At 71.7% G+C, this 13042-nt stretch carries 5 protein-coding genes; 3 read left to right on the top strand and 2 right to left on the bottom strand.

The window, feature by feature from the left end:
- Positions 1 to 67: 67 nt before the first annotated feature.
- The gene (locus VGJ24_RS05645) at positions 68 to 1372 is read left to right on the top strand and encodes a DUF222 domain-containing protein (protein ID WP_331499527.1); all 1305 of its coding nucleotides are present in this window, start codon (positions 68 to 70) and stop codon (positions 1370 to 1372) included.
- On the opposite strand, the gene VGJ24_RS05640 is transcribed toward VGJ24_RS05645, so the two are convergent.
- Positions 1357 to 3414 (bottom strand): prolyl oligopeptidase family serine peptidase, encoded by a 2058-nt coding sequence (locus tag VGJ24_RS05640; RefSeq protein WP_331499526.1) that lies wholly within the window; start codon positions 3412 to 3414, stop codon positions 1357 to 1359. The two genes, VGJ24_RS05645 and VGJ24_RS05640, sit on opposite strands and share 16 nt — an antisense overlap.
- Before the next feature lie 89 nt (positions 3415 to 3503).
- Here VGJ24_RS05640 and VGJ24_RS05635 point away from each other — a divergent pair, with 89 nt between their 5' ends.
- On the top strand, positions 3504 to 7160 hold the full coding sequence (locus tag VGJ24_RS05635; protein ID WP_331499525.1) for an AAA family ATPase: 3657 nt from the start codon (positions 3504 to 3506) through the stop codon (positions 7158 to 7160).
- Positions 7161 to 7334: 174 nt separating this feature from the next.
- Positions 7335 to 11840, top strand: a complete 4506-nt coding sequence (locus tag VGJ24_RS05630; protein ID WP_331499524.1) for a hypothetical protein — start codon at positions 7335 to 7337, stop codon at positions 11838 to 11840.
- Between the two features lie 76 nt (positions 11841 to 11916).
- On the opposite strand, the gene VGJ24_RS05625 is transcribed toward VGJ24_RS05630, so the two are convergent.
- Positions 11917 to 12951 carry an LLM class F420-dependent oxidoreductase gene (locus tag VGJ24_RS05625; protein WP_331499523.1) on the bottom strand — a complete coding sequence of 345 codons (1035 nt, stop codon included), beginning with the start codon at positions 12949 to 12951 and terminating at the stop codon, positions 11917 to 11919.
- Between the last annotated feature and the right edge of the window lie 91 nt (positions 12952 to 13042).

The following is a 13042-nucleotide window of genomic DNA, read 5'->3' as shown; positions in this document are numbered from 1 at the left end:
GCAACCGGGAGGTAGCGGTGCGGATGAGTGGTTGCGAGAAGGTGGGCATACCTGTATGATCGAACGTATGTTCGAGACGCCTTCTTCCGACGGTACGGCGCTCGACACCGGCTGCGTCGACGCGTGGGTCGAGCAACTGGCAGCCAGCAATGGTCCCGACGACGACGAGTCGCGAGTGGCGATGCTCGGTGCCCTCGAGCGACTGACCTGCGCCGCGGCCGGGCTCCAGGCCGAGATCACCGCGCGGCTCGACGAGTCCGTGCGCCGGGTCGAGACCGAGCGAGGCGTCCGCAAGGAGCGACAGGGTCGCGGAACCGCAGCCGAGGTCGCCCTCGCCAGGCGGGAGTCGCCGCATCGCGGGCGCCAGCACGTCGGGCTCGCGCGGATCCTCGCCGACGAGATGCCCTGCACCCGGCGCGGGTTGCGCACAGGCCGCATCGGCGAGTGGAAGGCGACGATCCTCGTCCGCGAGACGGCCTGCCTCTCGCTCGAAGACCGGCAGACGGTCGACCGTCGCCTCGCCGGCGACCTCGACCGCGTCGAGACGATGGGGGTGCGCGAGCTCGAGGGCCGGGCCACGAGTCTGGCGGCCGAGCTCGATGCGGCAGCGTGCGTCCTGCGGCGTCGGGTCGCCGAGTCGGAACGTCGGGTCACTCTGCGCCCGGCACCCGACACCATGACGCGGCTGTCCGCCGAGCTGCCCGTGGCGATGGGTGTCGCAGTCTTCAGGTCCCTGTTGGACGCGGCCGATGCCGCGCGGGCGCAGGGCGACCCGCGCAGCCGCAACCAGGTCATGGCAGACACCCTCGTCGAGAGCGTGCTGGGCACGACCGCGGGAGTCCCGGTCGAGATCGAGCTGGTCGTCAGTGACGAGGTGCTCCTCGGCACCCGCGAGGACTCGGCGTACCTCGGCGGGTACGGCCCGATCCCCGCGGAGCTGGCCCGTGAGCTCGCCAAGCAGGGGGCTGAGCAGGGCCTGGCCACCGTCCGCCGGCTGTACCGGGGTCCGCGGCCGGGCCAGCTGGTGGCGATGGACTCCCGGAGCCGTCGCTTCACGGGTGGGCTCGCGCGGTTCATCCGGCTGCGGGACCAGACCTGTCGCACGCCCTGGTGCGATGCCCCGATCCGACACACGGATCACCCGGTCCCCGTCGCCGCCGAGGGGGAGACGTCGCACGCGAACAGCGCGGGCCTCTGCGAAGCCTGCAACTACGCCAAGGAAGCCCTGGGCTGGTCGGTACGCGTGGTCGACGTTGAGCCGCACATGATCGAGATCCGCACCCCGGCCGGCCAGGTCCACCGTTCGCAGGCCCCACCACTACCGGGCCACGTGCCGCGCGTTGACCTGGTGTTCTCCTACGGTGCCGCGTAGCCCAGCCCGAGCTGGTCGAAGAGGAACGAGTAGATGTCCGTCGATTCCTCGACCATCTGGTCCAGCGACCCGTCGAGGTGGCCGCCGGCCTCCATCCGGAGCAGCACCGGATGCTCCGACCGGGTCGCGGCCTGGAGCCGGGCGGCCATCTTCTTGGCGTGCCAGGCGTCGACCCGGGTGTCGTGCTCGCCCGCCGTGAGCAGCACCGCCGGGTAGCTGGTCTGGTCCGCGACGTGGTGGTACGGCGAGTAGGCCAGCAGGGCTGCGAAGTGCTCCGGGTCGGCCACCGTGCCGAACTCCGTGACGTTGTAGACGCCGTTGGTGCTCGTCTCGGACCGGAGCGAGTCCAGGACCGGTACCGCGGCGACCACCGCGCGGGCGATGTCGGGTCGCTGGGTGAGCACCGCGCCCATCAGGAGCCCTCCGTTGGAGCCGCCGAGGATCGCCAGACGATCGTGACTGGTGATGCCGTGGATCGCGAGGTGCTCGGCGCAGGCGATGAAGTCGTCGAAGCAGTTCTGCTTCGTGGTCAGCCGGCCGCCCTGGTGCCACTCCTCGCCGTACTCGCCGCCGCCGCGGATGTTGGCCACGGCGTACACGCCACCTTGTTCCAGCCAGAGCACCCGTTCGGCATTGAACATCGGCACCAGCGAGATGCCGTAACCGCCGTAGGCGACGAGCAGCGCGGGGGCGGAGCCGTCTCGGGGCGTGTCCGGTGCCGAGATGATCGAGATCGGGACCAGGGTGCCGTCCTTGGACGTCGCCATCTCGCGGGTCACCACATATCCCGAGAGATCGACGGAGGTCGTGGTGCGCAGGGCGGTGGGCCCGGGCGTGCCGCCGTCACCGGTCACCCACCAGGTGCCCGGGGCGGTGAAGGACGCGCCGCTCCAGGCCACGAGGTCGGGCCGGAGCCGGGTCAGGCGCGCGCCGTACGACGACACCGAGCTCACCGGCGGGATCTCCACCGACGCCAGCTCCTGGCCGTCGGGGTCGAAGCGGCGCACCTGCTGCGGACCACCGTCCAGGTCGACCACCCACACCGTGCCGGTGGTCACGGCGAGGTCGTCGATGGCGTGTTCGCCCGCCGGCACGATCGTCTCGGCGCCGGACACGGTCGCGCCCTGCGTCAACGGCAGCCGGAGGATCCGGCCACGCGGCGTCCCCAGCCGCGACAGCAGGTAGACGGCCTCCTCGCCGAGGACGGCGTACACACAACGGTCCGGGATGTCGGCGGCCTGCCACCACGCGGAGCCCGCGTCCTGCCCCCGCACGAAGATCTGCCACTCGCCGCCGTCGCCCTTCTGCACCCGGTCCATCACCCAACGGCCGTCCGGGGAGGAGGACAGGAAGTTCTCCGCGATCTGCGCGTCGGCGAAGGGGCCTGTGAGCTCGACGGTGTCGGTCCCGGTGTCGAGGTCGCGGAACCAGACCTGCTGCCGGAAGCCCACGTCGGCCGGAAGGGTGTACCAGATCCCGTCGCTGTCATGGCGCCAGGTCATCGACCCGCCCATCACGTTCACGTGCGGGATGGGCGCACCCACGTGCTCTCCGGTCGCTACGTCGTACACGTGCAGCGTCCCGTCCTCGTTGCCGTGCTCGGAGAGCGAGACCGCGACCCGGCGCCCATCGGGGGAGGGGACGAACCAGTCGATGGTCGTCTCGCCCGACGGGTCGACCTCCAGAGGGTCCAGGACGACGCTCTCGGTGCCGGGGTCGTCCAGGTCGGTCAGCGACACGAGCATCGGCCGCTGTCTGGGCCGCTGCTCCTTCAGCGCGAAGAACAGCTCTCCGCCCGACCCCAGGCTCACATACCTCGTCGACGCGTCTCGCATGAGCTCCTCGACCCGGGCGCGCAGGGCGGGGCGCCAGCCGATCGCATCGAGGTAGGCGCGAGTGCGCGCCTGCTGCGCCTCGGTCCACCGGATGGTCTCCTCGGAGGACGCGTCCTCGAGCCAGCGGTACTCCTCGGTGACCGCGACCCCGTGGTACGTCGTCGTCACCGGAACGCGTGGGGTCGGGACCACCGGGAAAGCCGTCATGCGCGGCAGTCAAACACCGCTCCCCGGCCACCGACAACGCTGGACACGTGCGTCAGACTGGCCCAGGACGTGCCAGGGGGGAGAGCCTGATGCGGACGTTGCTGCCTGGGGACAACCCTCAGGCCTACATCCCGGAGGACCGGAGACGGGCGCTCGCGCGCGGTGACGACCTGTCCCCACTGGCGTACGGCGCCGCCGTGTTCGTCGACATCTCCGGCTACACCCCGCTCACCGAGGCTCTCGCCCGCGCCCACGGCGAGCGCCGCGGGGCCGAGGAGCTGACCGCGACCGTCGACCGGATCACCGCCGCGCTGATCGAGGTGCTGCACCGCTGGCAGGCGAGCGTCATCTACTTCAGCGGGGACGCCGTGACGGCGTGGATCGACCAGGACGACGGGAGCCGGGCGACGGCGTGCGGCCTGCAGATGCAGGAGGTGATGAGCGGCATCGGCAGCGTGATCACGCCGGGTGGCCAGACCTCCGGCCTGGGCGTGAAGGTCGCCGTCGCCGTGGGACACGTACACCGCTTCGTCGTCGGCGACCCCAAGGTGCAGCTGATCGACGTCCTGGCCGGTGAGCTGATGGACTCGCTGGCCGCGGCCGAGCAGCAGTCCCGGTCCGGTGACGTCGTGCTCGACGCGGGCGCGATGGCATCGCTCGGAGATCGGGTGACTCTCCTCGAGACCCGGCACGGCGACGCCGGCGACGTGGGAGTGGTCGCCCGGCTCGTGGACGCACCGGCGGAGCCGGACGGCGCCACAGACTGGCCACACCTGCCCGACGGCACGGCCCGCGAGTGGCTGCTGCCGACCGTGTGGGAGCGGATGGTGGCGGGGCGCGGCGAGTTCCTGGCCGACCTGCGTCCCGCCGTCCCCGTCTTCGTCCGATTCGGCGGGCTCGACTTCGACGAGGACCCGGAGGCGCCGCGGGTCCTCGACGACTTCGTGACCCGGGCCCAGGTCGTGCTGGACGAGCACGGCGGATCGGTCCTCCAGCTCACCATCGGCGACAAGGGTGCCTATCTGTACGGCGTCTTCGGTGCGCCGATCGCCCACGAGGACGACGCGTCGCGGGCCTGCGAGGCCGCGTTGCGGCTCCTCGAGATCGCGGACGACGTGCCGGTGACCGACGTCCAGATCGGGGTCGCGGCCGGTCGGCTCCGGAGCGGTACGTACGGGCATGCCGAGCGCCGTACCTTCTGCTGTCTCGGTGACGCGGTGAACCTCGCCGCCAGGCTGATGACCCGTGCCCCGGCCGGAGGCATCTGGGTGCACGGCGAGGTCGCCTCGCACACGGGGGACCGATTCGACTGGGAGGAGCTCCCGCCGACGCGGGTCAAGGGACGTGCCCGGCCCGTCCCGGTCAGCTCCTTGCGCAGCCGCGCGACGCGCCACGGAGTGGCCGCCGCCTCGGGTCCGTCGCACGCGATCATCGGCCGCGACGCCGAGCTGGCCCGTCTGCGCAGTCTCTGGCAGCTCGCCGCGAACGGCGAGGGTCAGGTCGTCGTCGTCCAGGCCGAGGCCGGCACCGGCAAGAGCCGGTTGGTCCGGGAGCTCACCGACGGACTGGCGGCGTCCGGCGTCCCCGTGGTCGCGGGGGAGGCCACTCCGCTGGCCACGCAGGCCGCGTACACCGCGTGGCGCGACGTCTGGCAGGACCTCCTCGGACTCTCGTCCGAGTCCGACGAGGCGGCCGTCGCGCAGGCCGTCGCCGGTCTCGACCCCGCGCTGGTCGCCCGTGCCCCGCTGCTCGGTCCGGTGCTCGGACTGGCGTTGCGCGACAGCGACCTGACCGTCGCCTTCGACGGCGAGCTCCGCAAGACCTCGCTGGAGGACCTGCTCGCCCGCCTCCTCACGGCGTACGCCGCAGCCCGCCCGCTGGTCGTCGTGCTCGAGGAGGCGATGTGGCTCGACCCCCTCTCGCGCGACCTGCTGGAGGTGTTGGCGCGGACCGTGCGGACCCTGCCCGTGCTCCTCGTCGCGCTGCTGCGGCCCGACGGCACCGCCGTCGCCGGTCTCCCGGTCCGCGGCGGCCACGTCACCGACGTCGTGCTCGGGCCGCTCGACGCCGACGCCTCCCGTGCCTTGGTCTGGACCCGCCATCGGGAGCTGGTCGGCCGTGACCCGGACCGCGGCCTCGTGGACACGGTGGTGGCGCGCGCAGAGGGCAACCCGTTCTACCTCGAGCAGCTGGTCGAGTACGTCCTGGCCGAGACGGCCGACGCGGACGCTGTGTCTGAGGTGCTGGAGCTGCCCGCGAGCCTGCACAGCCTGGTGCTGAGCCGGATCGACGCCCAGGCGGAGGGCTCGCGCCGGGCGGTCAAGGTTGCCAGTGTGATCGGGCGCGCGTTCCACACCCCGCTGGTCGCGACGGCGTACCCCGACCTCGGCGTCGAGGAGGCGGTCCACCAGGACCTCCTCGGGGCTGCGTCGACCCGCCTGATCGACCTCGAGGACCCCGCCGAGCGCGCCTTCGCGTTCGGCCACGCGGTGACCCGGGACGTCGCCTACGACTCGTTGCCCTTCAGCACCCGCTCGGTGCTGCACGGTCGGGTGGGTGACGCGCTGGAGAGCGAGCCCGACGGCCCTCGTCGACACCTCGACCTGCTCGCCTACCACTACTCACGCAGCGACGACCTGCCGAAGAAGCGGCAGTACCTCCGGCAGGCCGCGGCGGCGGCACGCGCGGCGTACGCCCAGGAGACGGCGATCTCCTACCTCGAGCAGCTGCTCCCCATCGTCGACGCCGACGAACAGCCGGAGGTGCTGCTCCAGCTTGCCGAAGAGCTCGAGATCGACGGCGATTGGGCGGCCGCCGAGGACGCCGTCGCGCGCGCCCGCGCGGCTGCCGAGGAGGTGGGGGAGGCGGCCGACGTCGCGCGTTCCCGCGTCGCCGGGGCCGAGCTCGCGCGCAAGCAGGGCCGGTACGCCGAGGCCGAGGCCGAGCTGTCCGCCGCGGAGACCGCGTTCGTCGAGCTCGGCGAGCTCGCCGGACGTGCCCGGGTGCTCCACCTGCGCGGCACGCTGGAGTCTCAGCAAGGGCATCCCGAGCGCGCGCGGGCGGCGTACGACGAGAGCCTGGCGCTGCGACGAGACCTCGGCGACGAGGCGGGCGTCGCGGCGATGCTCACCAACCTCGCCCTCGTCGCCGAGGACGAGGGCGACCTTGACGAGGCCGAGCGGCTCGGCCGGGAAGGTCTGGCCCGGCGTCGCGCGCTCGGCGACCGCCGTGCAGTGAGCGTCTCCCTGACCAACATGGGGATGCTCGCGACGGCGCGCGGCGACCTGCCACTCGCGCACGAGCGCTTCCTCGAGGCCCGGGCGCTGGCCGAGGAGGTCGGTGACCCGTGGGTCGTCGCCGTCGGCCGCCACAACCTGGCCAACGTCAGCCGTGACCTCGGCGACCTGGGTCCGGCCGCGGCCGACTTCCGCCTCGCCCTGGAGGCGTACGTCGAGCGCGAGGACCGCTGGTCGGTGGCGCACCTCCTTGAGGACGTCGCGGTGTGGGCACTCGCCGGAGGGTCGACGTACGACGTGGATGCGGTATATCTGCTGGCGGCGGCCGCGCGGGTCCGGGAGGTGATCGGCGCGCCCCGGTTCCCACCCACCGAGGCGGCGCTCGTCGAGGCCCTCGCGCCCGCGCGCGACCGGACGGCGGCCGAGGCGCTCGGCCGGGCCGAGGCAGAGGGTGAGGCGGCCGATCTCGCGTCCGCGGTCCAGCGCGCCACGGACCTGCTGACCGCCTGAACGAGCCGCCCTACCCCAGGCCCGCGTGGTCCCTTCGCATAGTCAGATCGGTGACAGTCCGCTGGGGTCTGGTGGGGTTAGTCTTCATTTGCCGCTCTCGGGGGACGGGTCCGGGCCCGACGGTGGCCGAGGGGGCTAACAGGGGGAGAAGTCAGCGTGTCCGGAACATTTCGTGTGTCTCAGTCCGTGCGCCCGGATCGGCGTACGTCGACGCGTCGGCCCGGTCGGCTGACCGCGCTCCTGGCGGCGCTCGCCACCGCGATCGGGCTTGCGACGCCACTAGCACTTGCCGGCCCCGCGGCCGCCGCACCGAGCGACCCGGTCTGGACCGCCAGCGGCACCGGCACGGTGCAGACCGTCTCTGACGGCACGGCGTCCGCAGCCCAGATGACCTACGACGCCACCAACACATTCACGGGCAGCTGGACCTTCACCGCGACCGCGACGAGCACCGGCACCGTCACGGTGCCCTACACCTGGCAGGGGCTCCACGCCTGGTTCCAGGTGACGACCCACCTCGAGGCGTTCGTCACCGGTGGTGCGACCCAGGTGCTCGTGAACGACGGCCCGGCGAACTGCTGCACGAGCCCGTCCAACGGGTTCGACTACGGCGGTGTGGCGACGTTCCAGGTGACCGCAGGTCAGACCTACGGGTTCCGGCTGAGCGGATCGAACTTCGACTCCAACAACTTCCTCCGCGGCTCCCTGACGCTGAGCACCAAGCCCTACATCGACGCGACGATCGGATCCGACAACCGGCAGTGGGTCGGAGCCGAGGACCTGCCCTCCGGCACCGGCATCGACCGCAGCCTGGCCGAGCCCGGTGAGACCCGTTGGTACAAGTTCCCGGTCGTGCCCGGCCAACAGGCGACGGTGAACCTGACGAACCTCCCGGCCGACTACGACGTCGCGCTCTACGGCGACATCGGCGCGGCCTTCGACCAGCTCAGCAACGGCACCGACCTGAGTCAGCTCGCCGCCGCGTCGGCCCAAGGTGCTCCCGGGTCGGAGTCGCAGATCCCGAGCTACCCGGCCGCGGCCACCGACATCCCGACGACCAACACCGCCGCGAAGTTCGCGCCGCGGATCTACGCACCCGACCTCTACGCGCCGCGGATCTACGCGCCGCGGATCTATGCGCCGCGGATCTACGCACCCCGGATCTACGCCCCGCGGATCTACGCGCCGGACGCCTACGACCCGAACCTCGCGTCCGACCCGGACTTCAGCAACGCGTTCTCGGCCGCGCAGGATCAGACGCTCCTCGCGGTCTCGGCCAACACCGGTAGCCAGCCCGAGACGGTCTCGGCGCCTACCGGCAACACGCTGGGCTTCTTCTACGTCCGGGTCCAGGGCCACACGGACCAGACGCCGGCCGGAGGCTTCCACGTCGCCCGGACCATCACCGACACCGCCGGCACCCAGTGCGCGGGCCTGCAGGACGAGAGCAACGTCCCGCTCGCCCTCGCGCCGCCGCCAGGAGCACCGACCGCGCCGGACCCGACCGACCCGCAGACCGTCGTGGTCACCGACACCAACCGGCTCGGCCTCACGGTGGGCACCCCCGAGTACGACGCGTACCTGGGCTCGCTGGACAGCCTTGCGAGCGGCACCGACGGCACGCGGATCGACGTCGCCCAGTCGCCCCGTGTGCAGGCCCTGTGGACGCAGGTCGCCGGGCACCCGACGTGCCCCTACGCCGTGAACCTCGTCGCGGGAGCCATCAAGGAGCTGGTCCACGGCTTCCGCAACGACAACAGCGCGTACGTCGTGCTGGCCGGCGGCGACGACGTCATCCCGTTCTTCCGCTACCCGGACGTCTCCGGGCTCGGCGAGGAGAGCCAGTTCTCCCCGCCGGTCCGTGACGACACTCCGTCGGGGGCCAGCCTCAAGGCCGACCAGGTGCAGAGCCAGGACGCCTACGGATCGGATACCACCGTCACGATCAGCGGCGTCACCCTGCCGGTGCCCGACCTCGCCGTCGGCCGGCTGGTCAAGACACCGGACGAGATCGAGTCCACGGTGACGCACTACCTCACTCTGCCGAACGGCACGCTCCCGACGCCGACCTCGTCGCTGGTGACCGGGTACGACTTCCTGGCCGACGCGGCCGACGGCGTGCACGACCAGTTCGCCGCCGCACTCCCCAGTGGGAGCAACGACACCCTGATCGACCACCCGGGCGTCGACGACGGAACGGCCGACAACTGGACGGCCACCCAGCTCAGCGACGCGCTGCTCGGGTCGCACCACGACCTGGTCTATCTGGCCGGCCACTTCAGCGCCAACGACACCCTGGCGGCCGACTTCCAGACGGCGTTCGACGCCAACGAGCTGGACCCGAACGGTGCCCACCCGAACGCGCTCAAGGACACCGTCGTCCTCAGTGCCGGCTGCCACTCGGGGTACAACATCGTCGACGCGGCCGGCGTGCCTCAGGTCACCAACCCGTTCGACTGGACGCAGCGGATGGCCGAGCAGCACGCGGTCCTGATCGGCGGCACCGGGTACCAGTACGGCGACTCCGACTTCCTCGAGTACAGCGAACGGCTCTACCTCGACGTCTCCCGTCGTCTGCACGAGACGACGGCCGGCAACGCCCCGGTCCCGGTCGGCACCGCCCTGGTGCGGGCCAAGCAGGACTACCTGTCCGGGCTGAGCACGGTCAGTGGCATCGACCAGAAGTCGATGCTCGAGGCCACTCTGTACGGCCTGCCGATGACCGGCTTCGATGCCCCCGGCCGTACGGCGATCGGGTCCGACGTCTCCTCCGCGTCTCCGCAGGCTGTCGGCGCCGGCACCCCGGGCGCCACCTTCGGGCTCAAGACCGATGACCTGGGGGTCGACACCCCGACGGATGCGCGCACCAAGGACTCCGGCGTGGATCCGTCCGACCCCCAGCAGGCCGGCCTGCCCGCGAAGAGCACCTGGCTCGCGGGCCGGGACGGCGTGACGGTCCTGCCCGGCGCCCCCGCCCTGCCCAAGCAGATCGAGGACGTCACCGTCTCGGGTCAGGTCCTGCGCGGCGTCGGCTTCCGGAGCGCCGACTACGCCGACACCACGGGAATCCTGCCGGTCACCGGCGCGCCCGCGATCGAGGGATCGACGCCGAACACGACGTTCCAATCGGACGCCTTCTTCCCGCAGCGGCTGATCACCCCGAACTACTTCGGGACCCTCGGCGGCAGCGGTCGCACGTCGCTGATCCTCACGCCCGGCCAGTACCGCTCCGACACCGGCGGCGCGCTCACGGACACGCAGCGGGCCTACACCCACATGGACATGCGGCTGTTCTACAGCGGGACCGACGGCCAGTCCTTCGGGGCGAACCAGCCGTCGCTCGCGGCGGCGCCGAGCATCGGCAACGTGCAGGGCACCGTCAGCAACGGCGTCGTGACGTTCTCCGCGACCGTCACCGGCGACCCGTCCGCCGGCGTCCAGGAGGTCTGGGCCACCTGGACCGGGACGGGCGCCGACTCCGGCTACGGCCACTGGAGGTCCGTGGACCTGACCCAGGACCCCCACGACTCCACCCACTGGACCGGCACCCTGCCGCTGCCGGCCGGGCAGTCGTCGTCCGGGATGCGGTTCTTGGTGCAGGCCGCCAACGGGGTCGGCGCGGTCGGCCTGGACACGGCGGAAGGCGACGGGTATCGCGTCGTCCAGGCCGGTGCCGACACCGCCCAGCTGAGCCTGGGCACCGCGGCGCCGACGTCGGGCTCGCCGTTCGGAGTGACGGCCACGGTGACCGACCAGAGCGGACCGGTCGCGAACCGCACCGTGCGGTTCACGGTCTCCCGCAACGGCACGCAGCTCTTTCAGTACGCCGATGCCTCGGCCGCCGACGGCACCGTCGTCCTGAAGCTGCCCGCGGGCGAGGGCCTCCCCTCCGGGCAGGTGTCGGTGCAGGCCGACCTGATCGGAGCCGACGGCGAGCCGATCGACTCACAGCAGGTCCAGGTCGTGCTCACAACGGCGACACTCACCCTCGACCCGGGATCGGCGACCACCTTGCCGGCTCTGCCGTTCCCGGACCTCCAGGCCACGCTTGCCGACGGTCGAGGACCGCTGGCCGGAGTCCCGGTGACCTTCACGCTTCCTGCGAACGCTCCGGGGGCCGTGTTCCCCGGGTTGAAGACGACCGCGACCGTCACCACGAACGCCCAGGGCGTCGCGTTCGCCCCGCGGATGACGTCGCGGCTGGTGGTCGGGACCTTCGCCGTCACCGTGACGGCGCCGAACGCCGTGCCGTCGACGGCGGCGTTGGCCACGTCGTACCTGATCAGCCCGTTCGCGCCGCCGATCAAGAACGGCGGCACGACGGTGGTGGGCGTCAACGGCACGACGAAGATGGCCGCCCTGGTGCTGCAACCCGTCCAGCTCGTCCCGGACGCCACGGCCAAGGCGCTGGTCGCGGCGAACCGGACGCAGATCCGCTGGCGCGAGGTCGGGAGTACCGGCCCGTGGACGGCACGGACCGACCTGGTCACCTACGACGCCAAGGAGCACACGTTCAACGCCACCCTGGTCGGCACGAAGCTGGGCTGGGTGAAGGGCAAGACCTACACGGTCACGTTCCGGATCCTGCCGGCCGCGAACGACGTGAAGCCCGTGGGCGAGGATCCCGTGAACGGCTCGTTCGACCTCGGGAGTCGTAGCTTCACGATCCAGCTGCAGTGACCGCCGCCGCGGCCCTGAGCTCCATCTCGGTGCGGGGGTCGCGGCGGTCCAGCCGGCTCGTGCTGCTCGTCGGAGATCAGTCGACGAGCTCGCGCAGCTGACGGATGGTCGCCGGCGGGTCGTCGCTCGCAGGCATCACCTGGAGGTTGGTGACCCCCGCCTCGGCGAAGGCCGCGATCCGCTCCTTGACGTACGACGCGGGGCCGACCAGGTTGCCCCACTCGAGCAGCTCGGCGGGGACGAGCGTCTCGGCGTCGCGCTTGTTGCCGCCGAGATAGAGGTCCTGGATCTCCTTGGCCTCCTTCTCGTAGCCGTACTGGCACATCAGGTCGTTGTAGAAGTTCTTGCCGCGCGCGCCCATGCCGCCGACGTACAGCGCGACCATCGGGCGGGCGAAGTCGAGCAGCGCCTTGGTCTCCGGACCCTCGCCGATCGCGACCATGCCGCCGGCGCAGATCTCCAGCGGGGCGAGCCCCGCTTGACGTTTCGCCGTGCCGCGCTCGAGCGACTCGCCCCAGACCTGCTGGGACCTCTCCGGGACGAAGAGGAACGGCAGCCAGCCGTCGGCGTACGCCGCGGCGCCCTCGACGCTCTTCGGGCCGAGCGCCGCGATGTAGAGAGGGATGCTGGGACGCTCCGGCTTGTTCATCAGCTTCAACGGCTTGCCGAGACCGGTGCCCTGCCCCTCCGGGAGCGGGAGCGTGAAGATGCCGTCGTGCACGAGCGTCTCGCGGCGCAGACCGCGCCGGATCAGGTCGATGATCTCCTTGGTGCGACCCAACGGCTTGTCGTACGGCACGCCGTGGAACCCCTCGATCACCTGTGGCCCGCTGGCGCCGAGGCCGATGATCGCGCGGCCCTGGGTGACGTTGTCCAGCCCGGCCGCCGTCTGCAGCAGCGCGCTCGGGGTGCGGGAGTAGACGTTGAGGATCGCGCTGCCGATCTCGATGCGCTCGGTCTTCGCGGCGAGATACCCCATCAGCGTGGGGGAGTCGAAGCCGTAGGCCTCTGCCACCCAGACGGTGTCGAGCCCGGCGTCCTCCAGTGCCTTGACCTGGTCGGCCGCGTCGCGCGGGTTGCCGGCGTACATCAGCTGCGTCGAGAGCTTCACGCTCCCGACTGTGACAGAACCACTGTCACGGTCGCAAGATCAGGACCTCTGGACCCGGTGGAAGGGCCGCGCAAGCTCGTGGGCGCGCTGT

The sequence above is a fragment of the Nocardioides sp. genome (assembly GCF_036493135.1).
Lineage (GTDB): Bacteria > Actinomycetota > Actinomycetes > Propionibacteriales > Nocardioidaceae > Nocardioides.
This window is presented reverse-complemented; position numbering and strand designations above follow the sequence as displayed.

Excerpts from the sequence above, each read along its gene's own strand:
- VGJ24_RS05640 (WP_331499526.1), bottom strand. The coding sequence starts at position 3,414 with ATGACGGCTTTCCCGGTGGTCCCGACCCCACGCGTTCCGGTGACGACG.
- VGJ24_RS05635 (WP_331499525.1), top strand. The coding sequence starts at position 3,504 with ATGCGGACGTTGCTGCCTGGGGACAACCCTCAGGCCTACATCCCGGAG.
- VGJ24_RS05645 (WP_331499527.1), top strand. The coding sequence starts at position 68 with ATGTTCGAGACGCCTTCTTCCGACGGTACGGCGCTCGACACCGGCTGC.